Source organism: Brenneria salicis ATCC 15712 = DSM 30166 (assembly GCF_003315515.1).
GTDB lineage: Bacteria > Pseudomonadota > Gammaproteobacteria > Enterobacterales > Enterobacteriaceae > Brenneria > Brenneria salicis.
Map to the genome: position 1 here is coordinate 1 of NZ_QNRY01000018.1, position 19,630 is coordinate 19,630.

The 19,630-nt window shown below is 55.6% G+C and carries 19 protein-coding genes; 12 read left to right on the forward strand and 7 right to left on the reverse strand.

The window, feature by feature from the left end; all coding sequences use genetic code 11:
• The first annotated feature begins 323 nt into the window (after positions 1-323).
• From rbsK to DES54_RS09520, 5 genes are read left to right on the forward strand one after another with little or no spacing between them, the layout of a single operon-like run.
• Positions 324-1,535 (forward strand): ribokinase, encoded by a 1,212-nt coding sequence (gene rbsK, locus DES54_RS09500; RefSeq protein ID WP_113866788.1) that lies wholly within the window; start codon positions 324-326, stop codon positions 1,533-1,535.
• Between the two features lie 43 nt (positions 1,536-1,578).
• Positions 1,579-2,508: a dihydrodipicolinate synthase family protein gene (locus DES54_RS09505; protein WP_113866790.1), complete on the forward strand. Its 930-nt coding sequence runs from the start codon at positions 1,579-1,581 to the stop codon at positions 2,506-2,508.
• A 40-nt stretch (positions 2,509-2,548) separates the two neighbouring features.
• Positions 2,549-3,499 (forward strand): tripartite tricarboxylate transporter substrate binding protein, encoded by a 951-nt coding sequence (locus DES54_RS09510; protein WP_240634950.1) that lies wholly within the window; start codon positions 2,549-2,551, stop codon positions 3,497-3,499.
• Between the two features lie 36 nt (positions 3,500-3,535).
• Positions 3,536-3,982 carry a tripartite tricarboxylate transporter TctB family protein gene (locus DES54_RS09515; protein ID WP_113866792.1) on the forward strand — a complete coding sequence of 149 codons (447 nt, stop codon included), beginning with the start codon at positions 3,536-3,538 and terminating at the stop codon, positions 3,980-3,982.
• A gap of 12 nt (positions 3,983-3,994) precedes the next feature.
• Complete coding sequence (locus DES54_RS09520; protein WP_113866794.1) at positions 3,995-5,506, forward strand: tripartite tricarboxylate transporter permease; 1,512 nt, start codon at positions 3,995-3,997, stop codon at positions 5,504-5,506.
• A 48-nt stretch (positions 5,507-5,554) separates the two neighbouring features.
• Here the strand turns inward: DES54_RS09520 and glpE are convergent, their stop codons facing one another.
• From glpE to ulaG, 3 genes are all read right to left on the reverse strand, one after another.
• Positions 5,555-5,878 carry a thiosulfate sulfurtransferase GlpE gene (gene glpE, locus DES54_RS09525; RefSeq protein WP_113866796.1) on the reverse strand — a complete coding sequence of 108 codons (324 nt, stop codon included), beginning with the start codon at positions 5,876-5,878 and terminating at the stop codon, positions 5,555-5,557.
• A 101-nt stretch (positions 5,879-5,979) separates the two neighbouring features.
• A complete protein-coding gene (ulaR, locus tag DES54_RS09530) occupies positions 5,980-6,735 on the reverse strand; it encodes an HTH-type transcriptional regulator UlaR (protein ID WP_113866798.1) in 756 nt (251 codons plus the stop codon).
• A gap of 138 nt (positions 6,736-6,873) precedes the next feature.
• Positions 6,874-7,938 carry an L-ascorbate 6-phosphate lactonase gene (gene ulaG, locus DES54_RS09535; protein WP_113866800.1) on the reverse strand — a complete coding sequence of 355 codons (1,065 nt, stop codon included), beginning with the start codon at positions 7,936-7,938 and terminating at the stop codon, positions 6,874-6,876.
• 414 nt (positions 7,939-8,352) lie between these two features.
• On the opposite strand from ulaG, the gene DES54_RS09540 reads away from it, so the two are divergent.
• Genes DES54_RS09540 through DES54_RS09565 form a run of 6 tightly spaced genes read left to right on the forward strand, consistent with a single transcriptional unit; the run spans position 8,353 to position 12,788 of the window.
• Entirely contained in the window at positions 8,353-9,750 is a 1,398-nt protein-coding gene (locus tag DES54_RS09540; protein WP_113866802.1) for a PTS ascorbate-specific subunit IIBC, read from the forward strand.
• A gap of 15 nt (positions 9,751-9,765) precedes the next feature.
• Entirely contained in the window at positions 9,766-10,086 is a 321-nt protein-coding gene (gene ulaB / locus DES54_RS09545; RefSeq protein ID WP_113866804.1) for a PTS ascorbate transporter subunit IIB, read from the forward strand.
• A 9-nt stretch (positions 10,087-10,095) separates the two neighbouring features.
• Positions 10,096-10,563, forward strand: coding sequence for a PTS ascorbate transporter subunit IIA (ulaC, locus tag DES54_RS09550; RefSeq protein WP_113866806.1), 468 nt, complete (start codon positions 10,096-10,098; stop codon positions 10,561-10,563).
• A gap of 15 nt (positions 10,564-10,578) precedes the next feature.
• Positions 10,579-11,232 carry a 3-keto-L-gulonate-6-phosphate decarboxylase UlaD gene (locus DES54_RS09555; RefSeq protein ID WP_113866808.1) on the forward strand — a complete coding sequence of 218 codons (654 nt, stop codon included), beginning with the start codon at positions 10,579-10,581 and terminating at the stop codon, positions 11,230-11,232.
• 9 nt (positions 11,233-11,241) lie between these two features.
• On the forward strand, positions 11,242-12,102 hold the full coding sequence (locus DES54_RS09560) for an L-ribulose-5-phosphate 3-epimerase (protein ID WP_113866810.1): 861 nt from the start codon (positions 11,242-11,244) through the stop codon (positions 12,100-12,102).
• The gene (locus tag DES54_RS09565; protein ID WP_113866880.1) at positions 12,102-12,788 is read left to right on the forward strand and encodes an L-ribulose-5-phosphate 4-epimerase; all 687 of its coding nucleotides are present in this window, start codon (positions 12,102-12,104) and stop codon (positions 12,786-12,788) included. The genes DES54_RS09560 and DES54_RS09565 overlap by 1 nt, the downstream gene beginning before the upstream one ends.
• Before the next feature lie 50 nt (positions 12,789-12,838).
• Here DES54_RS09565 and guaD read toward each other — a convergent pair whose 3' ends face one another.
• The gene (guaD, locus tag DES54_RS09570; RefSeq protein ID WP_113866812.1) at positions 12,839-14,170 is read right to left on the reverse strand and encodes a guanine deaminase; all 1,332 of its coding nucleotides are present in this window, start codon (positions 14,168-14,170) and stop codon (positions 12,839-12,841) included.
• A 258-nt stretch (positions 14,171-14,428) separates the two neighbouring features.
• Between guaD and DES54_RS09575 the strand changes: the two genes are divergently transcribed.
• The gene (locus tag DES54_RS09575; RefSeq protein ID WP_211185854.1) at positions 14,429-15,289 is read left to right on the forward strand and encodes an XdhC family protein; all 861 of its coding nucleotides are present in this window, start codon (positions 14,429-14,431) and stop codon (positions 15,287-15,289) included.
• Here DES54_RS09575 and DES54_RS09580 read toward each other — a convergent pair.
• The 3 genes from DES54_RS09580 to DES54_RS09590 are packed head-to-tail and all read right to left on the reverse strand — an operon-like array spanning position 15,193 to position 19,546.
• Positions 15,193-15,927, reverse strand: a complete 735-nt coding sequence (locus DES54_RS09580; protein ID WP_240634951.1) for a nucleotidyltransferase family protein — start codon at positions 15,925-15,927, stop codon at positions 15,193-15,195. The two genes, DES54_RS09575 and DES54_RS09580, sit on opposite strands and share 97 nt — an antisense overlap.
• Positions 15,867-16,325, reverse strand: a complete 459-nt coding sequence (locus DES54_RS09585; protein ID WP_113866814.1) for a (2Fe-2S)-binding protein — start codon at positions 16,323-16,325, stop codon at positions 15,867-15,869. Before DES54_RS09585 ends, DES54_RS09580 begins: the two co-directional genes overlap by 61 nt.
• The gene (locus DES54_RS09590; protein WP_113866816.1) at positions 16,322-19,546 is read right to left on the reverse strand and encodes a molybdopterin cofactor-binding domain-containing protein; all 3,225 of its coding nucleotides are present in this window, start codon (positions 19,544-19,546) and stop codon (positions 16,322-16,324) included. The genes DES54_RS09585 and DES54_RS09590 overlap by 4 nt, the downstream gene beginning before the upstream one ends.
• Positions 19,547-19,630 lie beyond the last annotated feature (84 nt).

The following is a 19,630-nucleotide window of genomic DNA, read 5'->3' on the forward strand; positions in this document are numbered from 1 at the left end:
GTTCTGTAGCAAGTGCCTGAAGTTTCTTCTCGTCCATAATTTGCCTGTCTCCGCTGTTCGGATAACGATATCAAAAACAGGCAATTACACAATTTGATTTACAGGCTCGAGATGTGCGCGAGAATATCATTTCAGCACCGTGAATATTTCCTGTTATTCGTTACAAATTCCGCTCAACATAACAACACCAAATCATTTCCCTCTCTTTTTGGTAACCAAATCACTTATTTTTGTTTACTTCCGTTTCAGCCTGTTTCCTATGACATTAGTCACTTTTTAATCAACGGGACTATTCTACTCTCCATCATAAACAGGGAGGCGCTATGTTTCTCGAAGAAAGACGAAATAGGATCCTGACCTACCTGGACCGGCACGGGCGGGCTAGCGTGGAGTTTCTGGCCAGAGAGTTTGCCGTGACCAGAGAAACGATACGCAGCGATTTGAACGCGCTGGCGCATATGAACCTGATTCAACGTTGTCACGGCGGCGCTATCGTTATACGTCGCAACTTACAGTCCGAACTCATCACCACCAGTGGCGAGAACTTTGAAGTTTTGCTGAAACGGCTGGGCAAACAACCCCGACCGTCAGGCGTAAAAAACAAAGGAAACAGGATGAACGGTAAGGTTTGTATTCTGGGTTCGTTTAACGTCGATATCGTCGCTAAAGTCGCGCGTTTCCCCAAAGGCGGCGAATCGCTGATGGCGCAGGGCAGCACGCTGGGGCCGGGCGGGAAAGGGGCGAATCAGGCCATGGCCGCCAGTCGTGCGGGATCGCGCGTCCACTTCGTCTCCAAGGTGGGCAAAGATCAGTTTAGCCAGTTCGCCTATGATCATCTCGCCTCGTCGGAGATCCTCTCTTTTACGCTTTATCAGTCCGAAACGGAGCCGACAGGCAACGCCATCATCTATGTTTCGCAACAGAATGGCGAAAACATGATTGCCATTCATCCCGGCGCCAATCAGACGATTAATGAAGAAGAAGTTGCCGCCATCACGCCGGAACTCTCCCACGCCGACGTGCTGTTGCTCCAGTTGGAAAACAATTTTTCCGCCACATTAAACGCCATGAAGCTGGCTAACGCGCTGGGTAAAAAAGTTATTCTCAACCCGGCGCCTTACTCCAGCGACATCTTGCCTTATCTGGACTATCTCGATGTCATCACGCCGAATGAAACCGAGGCGTCCCTGCTGTCGGGGATCGATGTCCACGATCTGGACAGCACGAAACAGGCGGCGCAGAAAATCGTCGCGCTGGGCGCCCGCTGCGTAATTATCACGATGGGTGCGCGGGGCGCGCTGCTGTTTGAAGGCAGCCAGTTCCAGCATATCCCGGCATTTCCGGCGCTCAGCATTGATACCACCGGCGCAGGCGATGCGTTTAACGGCGCGCTGGCCGCCGCCATTGCCAACGGACAGACGCTGCTTCAGGCCGCGACTTACGCCTCCGCCTTCGCCTCGCTAGCGGTGGAGCGCGAAGGGGCGGCGAATATGCCGGAGCATCGACAGGTCAGGCTGCGGCTGTCACAGCGCTGACTCACTACATTTATCCATCACCTCATTCCGCCAGGAGTAAACAATGAAACAAATCGACGGCATTGTCCCGGTCATGCTGACCCCATTTACCGGAAATAACGACATTGATTATCCCGGACTGGAAAAGCTTATCGACTGGTATCTCGCCAAAGGCGTCGATGCGTTGTTCGCCGTCTGCCAGTCAAGCGAGATGCTGTTTCTCAGTCTGGCGGAACGCGTGGAACTGGCGCGTTTCGTGGTTGAAAAAGCGGCGGGCCGCATTCCGGTCATTGCTTCAGGTCATATTAGCGACGATCTGGATGAGCAGATCGGCGAACTCCGCGCCATGGCCGAAACCGGCATTGACGCGCTGGTGCTGGTCACCAACCATCTGGACTCGAACAATCAGGGCAGCGATGTCTTTTACTCTACGTTGAATCAGTTGCTGGCTGCCCTGCCCGCTTCAATGCCGTTGGGACTTTATGAATGTCCGGCGCCATATCGTCGCTTGCTGAGCGATGAAGAACTGAGCTACTGCGCCAATACCGGACGTTTTGTGGTGCTGAAAGATGTGAGTTGCGATCTGCCTACCGTGACTCGCCGGGTGAAGTTGGTCGCCGATACCCCGCTGAATATCATCAATGCGAATGCCGCCATCGCCTTTGATGCGATGAAAGCCGGTTCAAAAGGTTTCAGCGGCGTGTTCACCAACTTCCATCCTGAGTTATATGGCTGGCTTTACCATCACCATCACAGTAACCCGGCACTGGCGCAGGAACTGGCGACGTTTCTTTCACTCGCCGCAGTGACGGAAACGCTGGGCTATCCTAAGAATGCCAAAATTTATCACCAACGCCTGGCAACCTTCAGCAGTGCTTACTGCCGGGTCAATAAAGACGATGTGCTGGAAAAATATTGGGGATTGGCGGTGATCCTTGAGCAAATCCGCAACGGCACGGCTGATTATCAAAACAAAATAAATCTCAAGAACTAATTACCTTTTTTCCTCATACCCCTACAAGAAGGAAACACCGATGATGAAACGCATTCGGTTGACGGCGTTAAGTACGCTTTTACTCTCTTGCTCCGCGCTGGCGGCGTGGCCGGAAAAACCTATCACCATCATCGTCCCCTGGGGCGCGGGCGGAAATACCGACACGGTGGCGCGTCTGGTTGCTCAAGGGTTGCAAAAAGAACTGGGCGTAAACGTCAATGTGGTCAACCGCACCGGTAGTAGCGGCGTTGTCGGCCATGATGCGATCAATCGCGCCAAGCCGGATGGTTATACGTTGGGGATTGTGACGGTGGAAATCGCCATGATGCACCACCAGAAAATGACCAATCTCAGCTATCAGGATTACACCCCCATCAGTCGGCTGGCGGTGATTTACGGCGGCTTGCAGGTCGCCAAAGACTCGCCATACCAGGATGCCAACCAGTTAATCGACGCCATTAAGCAGCAACCGGGTAAATTGCGCGCCTCAGGCAGCGGACTGAAATCCGTCTGGCACCTTAATACCCTGGGGATGCTGAGAAGCGCCGACCTGCCGGAAAACGCCGTCCGCTATATTCCATCCCAGGGTGCCAGCGCCGCGCTGCAAGAGTTGGTTTCCGGCGGCGTTGATTTCGTCACCTCTTCCCCCGGCGAAGCCAAAAGCATGGTAGACGCCGGTATGGTGCGCCATCTGGCTATCATGTCCGATCAGGCCTCGGCGCTGTATGCCAATATCCCTATCTTCAATCAGGCGACGCCATACGACTGGTCGCTGACAACATGGAACGTGCTGTCCGCCCCGAAAGGGCTGCCGCCTGAGATCGCCGATAAACTGACCGCCGCGATGAAAAAGGTCTATGACTCCGGCAAGCTCCAGAAATTCTCCAATAATCAGGGGTTTGAAGTCAGCGCGCTATACGGTGACGAACTTTATCAATTCATGAAGGATGAAGACGCTCAGTTTGGAAGCCTGCTTTCCGACGACCAATAAAACAGGCAGGCGTCATGCAAATGACGCCTGAACAATATGCCGAAGCTATCTTTGTTACTCCCGCTGATTTTCCTGCTGTTCGGTGCCGGCGTCGCCGCTTACGCCTTTATTCAACTCGGTGATGTGGCCGCGTTTGGCGCGGGATTTATGCCTGCCATCCTCGGTTGCCTGATGGTTTTGCTATCGATTCTGGACCTGGCTACGATACGGTTGAAAAAAGATGATAACCCAGCTTCAGACAACGGGAAACGGGATATCCTCAGCGTGTGCCTGGTGGCGCTCATGGTGATTTTCTATATTTATTTCGTTGAATTACTTGGCTTTATTGTGACAACCAGCCTCATCATGGCGGGCCTGCTGGTGTTCTTCCTGCCCAAAAACAAGCTGATTGCCGCACTGTCCGCCGTGGGGCTGTCGAGCGGCATTTACTACTTGTTTTCCAAACTATTATTAGTGCCACTTCCCTCAGGCAGTCTTTTTTAAGGAAGCGTGACGATGGATATCCTGATCAACGCCAGTGAATACATTACCCTCAATGCCATCATCGCCATTTTCGCCGCAGGCCTGTTCGGGTTGTTTGTCGGCGCGATACCCGGCCTGACGGCGACCATGGCGGTCGCCCTGCTGGTGCCTTTCACCTTTTTCATGGACCCGATCCCCGCGCTGGCCATGATGATCTCGGTGGGCGCATCCACCATCTACGCCGGGGATATCCCTGGCGTGCTGCTGCGTATTCCGGGGACGCCCGCCTCTGCCGCCTATGTGGATGACAGCTATGCGCTAAGCCAACAAGGGAAAACCAACTACGTACTCGGCCTCGGCCTGAGCACTTCGGTGATTGGCGGCATCATTGGCGCGATTGTGCTGACGTTCGCCTCGCCGATCCTGGCCTCCTTCGCCTTGAAATTCAGTTCGTTTGAATACACCTGGCTGGCGTTACTGGGGCTCAGTTGCTCAACCTTGATTTCAGGACAATATATCGTCAAAAGCCTGATGGCGCTCCTGCTGGGGCTGGTTCTCGCCACCATCGGTTATGATGAATTTACCGGACAGCCGCGTTTCACCTTCGGTCAGGTGGCGCTACTGGAAGGGATCAGTTTTATTCCAGCCATGATAGGGATGTTCGCTATCGCCAACGCGATTGAATATTACGCCAATCGTCACCGCGACAAGGTGCAACAAGCCGACGCCGCGCCGCCGCCCGCTGAAAAATCGTCGTTTAATATCCTGTCCGGCATAGGCCCCGCGCTGAAAAAGAACCGGACAGGCATTGTCCGCAGCAGCGCCATCGGCACCTTGATCGGCGTATTGCCCGGCGCGGGCGCTGATATTGCCGCGTGGATTTCCTATGCGGTGGCGAAAAAATTCTCCCGTGAACCGGAAAAATATGGCAAAGGCTCGGAAGAAGCCGTTATTAACGCCTCATCAAGCAACAACGCGAGTCTGGCGGGGAGTTACATTCCCATGCTGGTATTCGGCATTCCCGGCGATTCCGTAGCCGCCATTGTGATCGGCGTGCTGTATATGAAAGACATGCAGCCGGGGCCGTCCCTGTTCATCTTCCACCCGGAGAAACTTTACGCCATTTTCATGCTGTTCTTTATCGCCAACCTCGCGTTGCTGCCGCTGGCGATGATCGTGGTGAACTTCCTCAAGCGCCTGATCTCCGTGAACAAGGATATTGTGTATCCGGTGGTGATTGTGTTCAGCATCGTCGGCGCCTTTGCGATGAATAACTCGATGGCATCGGTGGTGGTGATGTTGGCGATGGGGATTGTGGGTTACTTCCTGCAAAAGCATAAATACCCGATAGCGCCAGTGATCCTGGGCATGGTGCTGGGGCCGATGTTTGAGAAAAGTCTGCTCTCTTCCTTGCTGAAATCCGATGGCAATCTGCTGGCCTTTGTGGAACGCCCCATCTCGGCTTTCCTTGCCGTGCTGTTTTTCATTGTGATGATCATGCAGGCCAAAAGCATCATTCAGGTATTCAGAAACAACCGCGGATAAGCAGCAATGAACACGCGAAAGGGCCTGAAGCGTCAGGCCCGATATTCATCACCCCTGCGCCTGAATAGCCTGCGGGTAGCGATGTTGCCAGGCTTCAAAGCCGCCATCGATGCTATACACCGACGAAAAACCCAGACTGACCAGGTACTGCGCCGCATTACGACTGCTGATGCCGTGATAGCAAATCACCATGACGGGCGTATCAAAATCGGCGTCGCGAACAAAATCCGACAGCGTCTCGTTGGTCAGGTGTCGCGCGCCGGGTACATGCGCCGCCGCGAAGCTCTGCGGATCGCGGATATCGGCGATAATCCCGCCCTGCTGCCAGCGGGCATACGCCTGATCGATGTCTAGCGATTCAAATTGTTCCATCAGAGGTTACAACCACGTTAATTACAAGGAGCATTATTGTAACCTGAAGCAGCGCGGAGTAAACCAGACAACTCGCCGGACGGCAGCGAAAACCCGCACCGTCACACCAATAGCACCTCGACGCCCTGTTCACGCAGTTGCGCGATAATCTGTGCATTGGCTTGCTTGCCGGTGATCAGCACATCAATCTGTTCGACCCGGCTAAACAGCATCCCGGCGCGTTCGCCAATCTTGCTGCTGTCCACCACCACCGCCAGCTTGCCGACATAACGCAGCATCTTCTGCTCCGCCATCGCGGTCAGCATATCGGTTTTATACAGCCCTTCCGCCGTCAGCCCTTTACCGCTGGTGAACATCCAGTGTCCGGCATACAGGCTGGCGTCGCCTTCCTGCGGCGCCAACGTGATGGATTGGCTTTTATTATATTGCCCGCCCATGATCACCACGCTGTCGTGCTCCTGTTCGATCAGATAATTCGCCAGAGGCAGGTAGTTGGTTATCACCTGCACGTCTTTGCCGCAAATCTCCTGTCCAAGCAAAAAAGCCGTCGAACCACAGTTAATCACCACGCTTTCCCCGAGACGACACAATTGCGCCGCAGCTTTGGCGATACGCATTTTCTCATCCAGATTCTGCGCCTGATAAATATTCAGCGGCGTCCAGGCCGCACGCGGAGTATTCACCGCTTCAGCGCCGTTACGCACTTTCCGCAACTTACCGGATTCATCAAGCTTGTTGATATCGCGTCTTGCCGTGGCTGGAGAAACATCAAAGTGCTTGATCAGATCGGCAACCGTCAGTTGCCCTTGTCGTTGCAGAAAATCGATGATGGCATTATGGCGCTGAGATTCAGTCATGCTGGCCCCGCTAAATGGATTCTGAATACCGATTATAATGAGCGTTTGTAATGATTTGAATCATAACTTATCAAAAGTTCGCACGGCAGGTGTATCCAGACGATGACGGGGCATGATGCCATGCCCCTTTCGGCAGTCTCATAGGAACGATTTGAACGGCAGATCCGGCTCCAGGGTAAAACAATCGTCAAATCCGCGCGGATAGTGATATTCCAGATTATCCTTGTCCTGCGGCCAGGTGAATTTGCCGCCGACCTGCCAGATAAAAGGCTTAAAGCCATATCTCAGCCGATCTTTTTTCATTTCCCATAACACGCGGATTTCCTGCGGATCAGCCTGAAAATTCGACCAGATATCATGATGGAAAGGGATCACTACTTTGGTGTTCAGCGCTTCGGCCATACGCAATATATCCGCGCTGGTCATTTTATCAGTGATGCCGCGCGGATTCTCGCCATAAGACCCCAGCGCCACATCGATCTGGTGCTCATTGCCGTGTTTGGCGTAATAGTTGGAGTAATGCGAATCGCCACTGTGATAAAGATTACCGCCCGGCGTTTTGAACAAATAGTTTACCGCCCGCTTATCCATACCATCCGGCAAAACGCCTGCCGCCTTCTCTTCCGCGGGCAACGTAATCAATGCCGTGCGGTCAAACGCATCCAGCGCATGAATTTCAACATCCTTGATGGCGATGACATCACCGGGTTTCACCACGATGCAGCGTTCCTGCGGCACCCCCCAGCCGATCCACAAATCCACACAGCTTTGCGGTCCGATGAACGGCACATTGCCGTCACAGTTTTTCAGCACCGCCGCCGCCACATTCACATCAATATGATCGTTATGGTCGTGCGTCGCCAGTACCGCATCAATCTGACGAATGGCGAACGGATCGAGGACAAATGGCGTGGTGCGCAGATTAGGCTGCAATTTTTTCACGCCCGCCATACGCTGCATCTGGTGGCCTGACTTCATCAGCGGATTGGCGTGGCTTTGCTTGCCGGTGCCGCACCAGAAATCCACACACAGATTCGCGCCTTCTTCCGATTTCAGCCAGATGCCGGTGCAGCCCAGCCACCACATGGCGAATGAGCCTGGCGCCACCTGCTCTTGTTCTATCTCTTCATTCAGCCAGGTCCCCCACTCCGGGAAGGTATTCAGGATCCATGACTCGCGGGTAATACTCTCGACTTTACTCATCGTGTGAACCTCATCATCGGCATATTGGTGTGTTATCAAAAAAAATCACTAAATGATAATTAATGATTAGTAATGAAAACTTATCACTATTAAAGCATGATAACAATCCGGTTTTTTTTACAAAAATCATTACAATGTGGGTAAAAACACAAAGAAAGACATCATTAAAATTATCTCACAAAACAATATAACAACATGAATAATAATAAAAAAATATAAATTAAATCTTTACATTAAGGATAATCGTGCGTAAAAAAGATAATTGCGATGCCCCTCACGAATAATCAAAAAATTATCTTTTATGATTACAAGTGATTGATAGAGTGATTGCGTCTACAAAAAAGGCCTGACCGCGCCAGCGCATTCGAAGAGGACGCGTAACAGGATGACCAAAAAAAGCCGAACGGAGTGTTTATGGAAACTCTCTATAATATTTTCACGATTTTCTTTAATCAGGTTATGACCAATGCCCCGCTGTTGCTGGGGATTGTGACGTTTCTGGGTTATTTACTACTACGCAAAACCGCTACCGTTATCATTAAAGGAACCATTAAAACCATTATCGGTTTTATGCTGTTACAGGCAGGGTCCGGGATTCTGACCGGTACGTTCAAACCCTTCGTGGCCAAAATGTCCGACGTTTATGGCATCAATGGCGCGATATCAGACACCTATGCTTCCATGATGGCGACCATCGAACGCATGGGCGACGCCTACAGTTGGGTGGGCTATGCCGTGCTGCTGGCGCTGGCCCTGAATATTATTTATGTGCTGCTGCGCCGTATCACCGGTATCCGCACCATCATGCTGACCGGCCATATCATGTTTCAGCAGGCCGGTCTGCTCGCGGTTTTCTTCTATATTCTCGGTTATCCCATGTGGACCACCATCATCTGTAGCGCGGTGCTGGTGTCCCTGTACTGGGGGATTACCTCCAACATGATGTACAAACCCACGCAGGCGGTCACCGATGGCTGCGGCTTCTCCATCGGCCACCAGCAACAGTTTGCTTCCTGGCTGGCCTATAAGCTCGCGCCTTATCTGGGGAAAAAAGAAGAGAGCGTGGAAAATCTGAAACTCCCCGGCTGGCTGAACATCTTCCATGACAATATCGTCTCCACCGCCATTGTCATGACGGTATTCTTTGGCGCGATCCTGCTCTCCTTCGGGCTGGACACCTTGCAGCAGATGGCAGGCAAAGTGCACTGGTCGATTTATATCCTGCAAACCGGTTTTCAGTTCGCCGTCGCCATTTTCATCATTGTGCAAGGCGTGCGAATGTTCGTCGCCGAACTTTCCGAAGCCTTTAACGGCATTTCCCAACGGTTGATTCCCGGCGCGGTGCTGGCTATCGATTGCGCCGCCATTTACAGCTTCGCGCCCAACGCCGTGGTATGGGGTTTTATGTGGGGCACCATCGGTCAGTTAATCGCTGTCGGCATTCTGATCGGCATCGGCTCGCCTATCATGATCATCCCCGGATTTATCCCGATGTTCTTCTCTAACGCCACCATCGGCGTATTCGCCAACCATTTCGGCGGCTGGCGCGCCGCGCTGAAGATCTGTCTGGTGATGGGCATGTTCGAAATCTTCGGCTGCGTCTGGGCGGTCAAACTGACCGGACTGAGCGCATGGATGGGCATGGCGGACTGGTCGATTCTGGCCCCGCCGTTGATGCAGGGACTGACGCTCGGTCTGTGGTTTATGAGCGTCGTCATTGTTATTGCACTGATTTACATGGTCTTTGCCAGCCGGACATTACGCGCTGAAGAAGATGCGGAAAAGCAACTTACTGAAACTCCCGTGAACTGACTCGGAGACACCATCATGACAGTACGAATTTTAGCGGTATGCGGCTGCGGACAAGGCAGTTCCATGATCATGAAAATGAAAGTCGGCCAATTTCTGACCGAACAGGGCATCGCCCACAGCCTGAATAGCTGTGCGGTGGGCGAATACAAGGCTGAACTGAGCGGGGCCGACATCATCATCGCCTCTACCCATGTTGCCGATGAGATCACGGTCAGCGGCAACAAATATGTGGTCGGCGTGCGCAATATGCTCTCCGCGGCGGATTTCGGCCCCAAATTGCTGGACGTTATCCATGCGCACTTTCCGACGGATCTAAAACAAGGCTTAAAACAATAGGGAGCGCGCATGAAACTACGTGATTCGCTGGCGGAAAATCATTCCATCCGTTTGCAGGCCGAAGCCGACACCTGGCAGGAGGCGGTGAAAATCGGGGTTGATCTGCTGGTCGCTGCCGATGTCGTCGAACCGCGCTACTACCAGGCGATTCTGGACGGCGTAAAACAATTCGGCCCTTATTTTGTCATCGCGCCAGGACTCGCCATGCCCCATGGCCGCCCGGAAGAAGGGGTTAAAAAAACCGGCTTTGCGCTGGTGACGTTGAAAACGCCGCTGGTTTTCAACCACGAAGATAACGACCCGGTGGATATCCTGATCACCATGGCGGCCATTGATGCCAATACCCATCAGGAAGTGGGCATCATGCAGATCGTGCAACTTTTTGAAGACGAAGCCAATTTCGATCGCCTGCGCGCCTGTCGCACCGAGCAGGACGTACTGGATTTGATTGACCAGACCGCTAAGACGGCATGCTGATTAAGGAGTTTATTGATGTCTCATTTACCGATGCTACAAGTGGCGCTGGATAACCAGACGCTGGCCGATGCTTACCAGACCACCCGATTGATCGCCGAAGAGGTGGACATTATTGAAGTCGGCACCATCCTGTGCGTTGGCGAAGGCGTGCGCGCCGTGCGTGATTTGAAATCGCTGTATCCGCACAAGATTGTGTTGGCCGACGCCAAAATTGCCGATGCCGGTAAGATTCTGTCGCGCATGTGCTTTGAAGCCCAGGCCGACTGGGTGACCGTGATTTGCTGCGCCGACATCAACACCGCCGCGGGCGCGCTGGAAGTCGCACGCGAATTCAAAGGCGATGTTCAAATTGAACTGACCGGTTTCTGGACCTGGGAGCAGGCGCAGGCCTGGCGCGATATTGGTATCCGGCAAGTGGTGTATCACCGCAGCCGGGACGCTCAGGCTGCGGGTATCGCCTGGGGCGACGCCGACATCAGCGCCATTAAGCGGCTGGCGGAGATGGGCTTCAAGGTCACGGTGACCGGCGGACTGGCGTTGGCGGATCTGCCGTTATTCAAAGGGATCCCGATTCATGTGTTTATCGCCGGTCGCAGTATCCGTGATGCGGCCAATCCGGTGGACGCCGCACGCGAGTTCAAACACAGCATCGCTCAACTCTGGGGATAAGGTGATCTCATGCTCATGAAGTCTGTTCCGCTCGGTATTTATGAAAAAGCCCTACCGCCGGATGAAAGCTGGCTGACGCGTCTGCAACTGGCGAAAACGCTGGGTTTTGATTTTGTCGAAATGTCGGTGGATGAAAGTGATGACCGTCTGGCGCGCCTTGACTGGAGCCGTGAGCAACGTTTGGAACTGGTGAGCGCGGTGGCCCTCAGCGGCATCCGGGTTCCGTCGATGTGTCTGAGCGCGCATCGCCGCTTTCCGCTGGGTTCGGAAGATGACGATACGCGAAATCAGGGGCTGGACATCATGCGCAAGGCGATCCGTCTGGCGCAGGATGTCGGCATTCGCGTGATCCAACTTGCAGGTTACGATGTTTACTACCAACAGGCTAACGACGCCACCAGGGAGCGTTTTCGTCACGGCCTGCAACTGGCGGTGGAAATGGCCAGCCGCGCGCAGGTGACGCTGGCGATGGAAATCATGGACTACCCGCTGATGAACTCCATCAGCAAAGCGCTGGGTTATGCCAACTACCTTAATAATCCGTGGTTTCAGCTTTATCCCGATATCGGCAATCTGTCCGCGTGGGATAACGATGTGCAGATGGAACTACGGGCGGGTAAAGGCCACATCGTGGCGGTGCATGTAAAGGACACGCGCCCCGGCGTGTTCAAAAACGTGCCGTTCGGCACCGGCGTGGTGGATTTTGCACGTTGTTTTACCACACTCAGAGAAAGCGGCTATTGCGGCCCTTATCTCATTGAAATGTGGAGTGAAACATCATCCGACCCGATAAAGGAAATCACCGCCGCGCGTGACTGGGTTAAGCAACAGATGGTCCGGGCCGGATTGCTGGTGGAGGAAACCGCATGATAGCGCAGCTAAAACAACAGGTGTTCGAGGCGAATATGGCGCTGCCCCATTACGGACTGGTGACCTACACCTGGGGCAACGTCAGCGCCATCGATCGGCAACGGCAGGTTATCGTCATCAAGCCCAGCGGCGTCGCCTATGAGGTGATGCAACCTGACGATATGGTGGTGGTGGATATGCAAGGCGACGTCGTCGAGGGCAAATACCGGCCCTCATCCGATACGGCGACGCATCTGGCGCTTTATCGTCGTTATCCGCAAATCGGCGGCATTGTCCATACGCATTCCACACACGCTACCGCCTGGGCGCAGGCGGGGCTGGCGATCCCGGCGCTGGGAACGACCCACGCCGATTACTTTTATGGCGATATCCCTTGCACCCGGCCATTAACGCCGCAAGAAGTCGAGCAAGCGTATGAAAAAAACACCGGCGTGGTCATCGCCGAAACCCTCGGCGACGGCAACCCGTTACATACGCCGGGGATCATCGTTTATCAGCACGGCCCCTTCTGTTGGGGAAAAGACGCGGATGAAGCTGTGCACAATGCGGTGGTGATGGAGGAAGTCGCGAAAATGGCGTGGATAGCCTGCTCCATTAATCCGCGCCTGCGGCTTATCGACGATCACCTGATGAATAAACACTTCAGCCGCAAACATGGCCCCAATGCCTATTACGGGCAGCGGTGACAAAGCGGCGGCGCGGCGGCGGACAAGAAAAAAGTCATGCCGCGCCGGATTCAGGCCACCATCTCCTCGTCGCCCTGCCGCCAGACACATTGGCCGTTTATCCAGGTAGCGGCGATATTGCGCTCGTCGCCCAGCGTCATCAGGACAAACAACCGTTCAAAAATGGTCTGGCTGTTCGCCTGACGCAATCGCTGCAATGGCGTCGCCGCCGGATCAAGCACCACGAAATCGGCCTCTTTGCCGCTATTGAAGTTGCCGACCACCGTATCCAGATCCAGCGCTCTGGCGCCGCCGAGCGTGGCGTGATAAACCGCTTCACAGGCGGACAGGGAATAATGCTGCAACTGACCCACCTTGTAGGCCTCTCCCAGCGTTTTCAACATGCTGAACGTGGTTCCCGCGCCGACATCCGTCCCCATGCCCATCAATACCGACTTATCCCAGCAGGTTTGCAGCCGGAATAAGCCGCTGCCCAAAAACAGATTGGAGGTGGGGCAAAACGCGATCGATGACCGGGTGTGGCGCAGGCGATCCCACTCATGTTCCTCAAGATGCACACAGTGAGCAAACACGCTGCGCCGTCCGGTCAGATGGTAGTGATCGTAGACATCCAGATAACCGTCATGTTCAGGATACAGGGATTTGACCCAGGCGATTTCCTGCTGGTTTTCACTCAGATGCGTATGCATCCAGACATCAGGAAACTCTTCACGCAGACGCTGAACGGCGGATAACAATGCAGGCGACGACGTAGGGGCGAAACGTGGCGTCAGGGCATAACCCAGACGGCCACGCTTATGCCAACGCAGGATCAGTTCCCGCGTCTGCTGATAACTGTCCGCCGGGGTTTCTGTCAGTTCATCCGGCGCGTTCTGATCCATCATGACTTTGCCGGCGATAAACCGCATCTCCAACTGTTGCGCCGCGCTGAACAACGCTTCCACCGATTCTGGATGCACCGTACCAAAAACCAGTGCGGTGGTGGTGCCGTTACTGAGCAACTGGCGCAGAAAAAACGCCGACATCCGCGCCGCATGACGCGGACACCCATACTGGCTTTCCGCCGGAAAGGTGTAACGCTGCAACCATTCGAGCAATTGTTCGCCGTAAGCGCCGATAATTTCAGTTTGCGGATAATGAATATGGGTATCGATGAACCCCGGCATAATGATTTTACCCCGGTAATCAATAATCTCTTGTCCATCATCAAGCAGTTTCTCTCCCTCATGCCACGGCGTCAGACTGAGAATTTTGCCTGCATTAATCAATAACAATCCATCCTCAAAGTAACGCGCCTGACGAACAATCTGCGCCGGGTTTTCCGCTGGCGCGGTAATATCAAAAAAACTGCCTCGTATGGCCTGCGTATAGGTCGCCGACATGTTCATCCCCTGTTGCTGATCCTGCTCATGATGTATCTATTAACAATTATTTAGCAATTGCCATACCACAATTAAAATTTAAAAAATGAAAATTTAAAAAAGATACGCTTAAAAATAAACGCTACCGCTGCGGCGAACAGGCACAACTTTTGCTTAGTTTTTATGGTAAATCGCTATGGTAAATCGCTATGGTAAATCGCTCTGGAACCTCCACGCACGGCGGTGCAGGCCAACTGACAACAAAAGGGGAAAACCTGAATGATCGGACTGTTTGCTCATGCGGCTGAGTTGGAAAAGAACAACCTCAGTTTCGCGTTTATTCAGATTATCGAGAGTCGCGGTTCCACGCCGCGCCATGCCGCCGGAATGATCGTGGATGATCAGGGAAATATGACGGGCACCATCGGTGGGGGCATGATGGAAAGACTGGTGCTGGAACAGGCGCTGCAAGCGCTGGCGCAAGGCGAGTCGCGCGTCTTTCAGGGACGTATGGCCCGACAAGGGGAAGGCGCCATTGGTTCGGACTGCGGCGGGGCGATGACTGTGCATATCGCGGTGCATCTGCAACGGCCTGCGTTGATCCTGGTCGGCGGCGGCCACGTCAACCGGGCGATTGCGCAGGCGGCCGCCCCGCTGGGATTTCGTATCACGGTGCTGGACATCTGGCCGGGTAATCTGGACCCTGCGCAATTACCGCCCCAATGCCGACGCATTCACGCCGACACCTTCACCCTGGCCATTGACGAACTACAGTTGAATGACAACTGCTTCGTGATTATCGCCACCAACAATCAGGATCGGGAAGCGCTGACCCGGCTTATCCCTGCTCAGGTTGCTTATCTGGGTTTGCTCGCCAGCCGACGCAAAGTGCAGACGCTGAAAGCCGCGCTGCGCAAGCAAGGCGTTAGCGAAGAGACGATCAATCAGTTGCGTTCGCCCATCGGATTGGATATCGGCGCGGAAACACCGGAGGAGATCGCCATCAGCGTCCTGGCCGAACTTTTGCAGGTGAAAAACCGCACTCACGGACAATCCATGAATGTGGTGGATAAAATCGCTATCCCGCTGAATGCCGCGTCCGGCGAAAACTCATCGCTTACGCCGACGCGCGCCGACTGATGCGCCAATAATTGAGCGTACTGACGTGGCGTGTCCATATCCCAGTGAATGGCGGGGTCATCCACCGGCACCAGTCGGGCGCCGTAATCCTGAATAAGCTGCCTGAGCGAAGCGTCCCCGCTGTGTGCGCCGATCGCCGCTCGCAGTCCGGCGGGCAACAATACCGGATGTCCCTTACCGTGGGCATGCACCGGGATCAGGCACTGGTCGTCGCGTTGCCGCCACAGTTGCTGATACACCCTCGGCGTCACGGTCGGCATATCGCCCAGCGCCAGAAAGAACGGCCCCGGTTGCGTGGCCGCCACGCCACAGCGGATCGAAGAGAACATGCCTTGCGGATAGTCGGCGTTGTGGCGCGCGACGATACGCGGATGTCCGGCATAGCGTCGTTGCAGCACGTCGCCGCGATAGCCGGTGACCAGCACCACCCGATCGCAAAACGCCAGCGCGTTAGCCAGTGCGCTGTCCAGCACCGTACCGCCCTGAAACGGCAGCATCATTTTCCACTCGCCCATCCGACTGGACAACCCGGCGGCCAGCATCACGCACACTTTCTCCGGCATGCCGCCGTCGCCGTTCACTCCGCCAGCACCGCTTTGATGGACTTGATAATCGGCAAATAGCCGGTGCAACGGCACAGGTTGCCTTCCAGCGCTTCACGGATTTCCTCGTCGTCAGGATGGGCATTGCGATCCAGCAGCGCTTTGGTGCTCATCAGCACGCCGGGAGTGCAGAAGCCGCACTGTACGCCGCCATGCCGCACAAACGATTGTTGCAGCCGCATGCCCACCGGATCGTGCTGCAACGCTTCCACGGTGGTGATCTCCGCGTCCTGACACTGGGCGGCCAGCAACAGGCAGGCGCACACCGCCCGCCCGTTCATGATCACGGTACAAGCGCCGCACTCCCCGATCGAGCAACCCTCCTTGGTGCCGGTCAGATCCAGATCCTCGCGCAGAAAATCCAGTAGCCGCGTCTGGTCCTCCACCTCGGCGCGCACGCGGATGCCGTTGACTTTCAGTGAGATATTCTTCATTTTTTCGCTCCTTGCCGCCAGTCATGCAACACCTCATCGGCGACCTGACGGAACATGTCGACAAACACCGGTATTTTATAGCCCGCCGACCAGCGACCGCCGATGGCATCCTCGGCCAGGGCACGCAGCGCCTCCGCCGCCAGATCGATGGTTTGCGCCGTTAGCGGTCGCCCTGACAACGCCTGCTCTACGGCAAGCAAACGCTGGGGACGGTTCAGCAACGCGCCGTCCACCAGACGGCACCAGATAACCGCGCCATAGTCGTCCAACCTGAACTGCGCGGTAAGGCTCTGACGGGTAATATTCAGCGCGTTGCGGCGGCCCAACGGCAGATAATGCTGCCGCAACGGCATCGACGGCGGGGGCGGCAGCAAAACCCGCGTCAACAGTTCGCCTTGCGCCAATAAGGTGCGATAGCCGCCGGTGATAAACGCCGCCAGCGGCAACCTGCGCGTGTGTTGCGCGCTGCGCAACTCCACCTGTGCATCATGAATAATCAACGGCGGCACCGAATCGGCGCACGGCGCGGCGTTGACGATATTGCCGCCCAGCGTGGCGCGGTTACGCAGTTGCAATGAGCCAATGGTGCGGCAGGCGTTGACCAGCAAGGGATAATCCCGACGCAATATCGGGTGCGCCGCCAGATCGCTGAAACAGACGCCAGCGCCAATGGATACGCCTTGCTCGTCGGCGTGGATGTCGCACAACGCCGTCAGCCCGGCGATATTGACCGCGTTCACCGGGCCGGACGCCATACGCGCCTGCACCAGCAGGTCGGTGCCGCCCGCGATCGCCACCGTATCAGGCTGCGCCATCAGGCTGAGCGCCTCGTCCAGCGAAGCCGGCTGCATCAGCGTCAGGGTATTGAGCCGCGGCGTCTGTTTGCCGGTCATGCTGGTTTTCACCTCGCTCTGACGCACCGGCTTTTTCAGGTTGTAACCCAGACGTACTTGTTCCAGCGTCAGCGGCAACGTGCGGTTCCAGCGGCCAATAGCGAAGCTGACCGCGTTGTTGAGCGCCGCCGCGCCCAGTTCCAGCACCGGTTCGCCAATCACTTTGGCGCCGTAGGGCCCCGCCGGATCAGGATTTTCCAGCGCGATGACATCGATTTCCGGTACATCGCGGATCGTGGGCAGCAGATAGGTGTCGAAATTTTCCGACTTCACCTCGCCTTGTTCGATGTTGAAATCCTCCAGCATGCCATAACCGATCATGCCCTGCACCACGCCGCCATAAACCTGGCCTGCAAACCCCACCGGATTGATCACTTTGCCGACGTCATGCACCGCAGTGGCATGCAGCAGAGTGATTTTGCCGGTGCGGGTGTCAACCGCCACATCTGCCACCTGGCAGCCGTACACCCAGGTGAAATAGGGGCTGCCGCAGCCTTTCTCCTCGTCCCAGTGGATATCCGGCGCCACATGCCAGCCATAAGCGGACAGATTGGCGCCGGTGGCGCGGGTCATGTCCACCACCTGCCGAAAGGTCAGCCGATGTATCGGTACGGCGCGGTTGAAGACCATGCCATCCTGCCAGCACAGGTCGTCAATGTCCTCCGCCCCCAGAGCGGACGCCACCACCGACGCCATGCGCCGCTTAAGGGTTTCCGCCGCGTTGAGGATCGCCTGACCGCCCATCAACGTGCCGCGCGAGGCCACGGTGGAGCCGCCATCGGCAATCATCGCGGTTGCCGGATCGCTGAACATCACCCGTTCCAGCGGCACGCCGAACGCTTCAGCGGCGATCAGCGACATGGCGGTCTGCAACCCCTGCCCGTTCTCCGACACCGAAGTGGAGATGTTGATGCTGGCGTCAGCATTGACTTGAAGCAGCGCCGACGACGCATCCAATCCTTCCGCGCCGAGCGAACAGCCGCGGTGACTGAGCGCCAGACCAATGCCATAGCGCACCGGCCCGCCCTGGGCGTTAAGTTGGGCGTAATGCCGGCGCTTTTGCTCGAACTCCACCTTGGCGCAGGCGGCATCCAACGCCTGAAGCGCCGACACGGTATGCCGATCGAATACCTGACCAGCCATGCTGGTATCGCCTTGTTTTAGCACGTTGCGCCGCCGCAGTTCCACCGGCGACAGGCCGAGGCTGGCGGCCACTTCATCCAGCAGCGATTCGTTGGCGAAAATCACCTGCGGCGCGCCAAAGCCGCGGAATGCCGAGGTGTAATTGTTATTGGTGTAAACGCCGGTGATATCCACCCGCACATGGGGGATCAGATACGGGCCGGCTGCCTGTACCGAACTGCGCCAGGTAACGAACGGCGTCTGGCCGGCATAACTGCCGCCATCGGCCAGAATGCCGATTTTCATGGCCAGAATACGTCCCTGCTCGTCCAGCCCGATCTTGTACTTCATGATATAGGGATGGCGTTTATAGCTCTCCCGCATCGACTGCTCGCGGTTGTAGCTGAACTTCACCGGCCGCCCGGTGAGGTGACACAGCAGGGCGGCGCGGCAAGCCAGATGATCGATGATGTCGTCCTTGCCGCCGAACGAACCGCCCAGCACTGAACGTTTGACATTCACCCGCGCCTGCGGCAAGTCGAGATAGCGCGCCACCATACCGCGCACCCGGTGCGCGTTCTGCACCGAACCGGCAATGGTCATGATCTGCTCGTCGGCATCCAGATAGGCGGTAACGGACTCCGGTTCGATATAGGCGTGTTCCTGATAACCCACCTGATATTCCCGCTCGAAAATATGATGCGATGCGGCGAATCCGGCGTCGATATCCCCTTTGACGGTATGATGGTGATTGATGACGTTGCTGTCGCGATCGGGATGAATCAGCCGCGCGCCCGGCGCCAACGCTTGTTCCACCGAGGTGATTGGCTCGCGCGGCGCATAATCGATGCGAATGCGTTCAGCAGCCAGACAAGCCGCTTCATAGCTGTCGGCAGCCACCACCGCCGCCACGTCGCCGCGAAACGCGACGTTACGCTCAACCAGCGGCGGATAGTCGGCGATCACCACGCCGATTTTATTGTTGCCCGGCACATCGCGCCAGGTGGCGATCTTCACCACCCCCGGCACCTGAAGCGCGGCGCTCAGATCCAGCGCCTCGATGCTGCCTGCGGCAATATCCACATAGCGGCAGACGCCATATAACATCCCTTTCATTTTGATGTCGTCGCCATAGATCGCGCTGCCTCTCACCTTCGCCTGACCATCTACACGCGGGACTTCCCGGCCCGCCAGGGATGTTTGCATAACTGTTCTCCAAGGCTCACAAAAAACCGTTCAAAAAAAATCATGCCCCTGTACCGGCAGCGGCGATACCCGTTTACAGAGCAA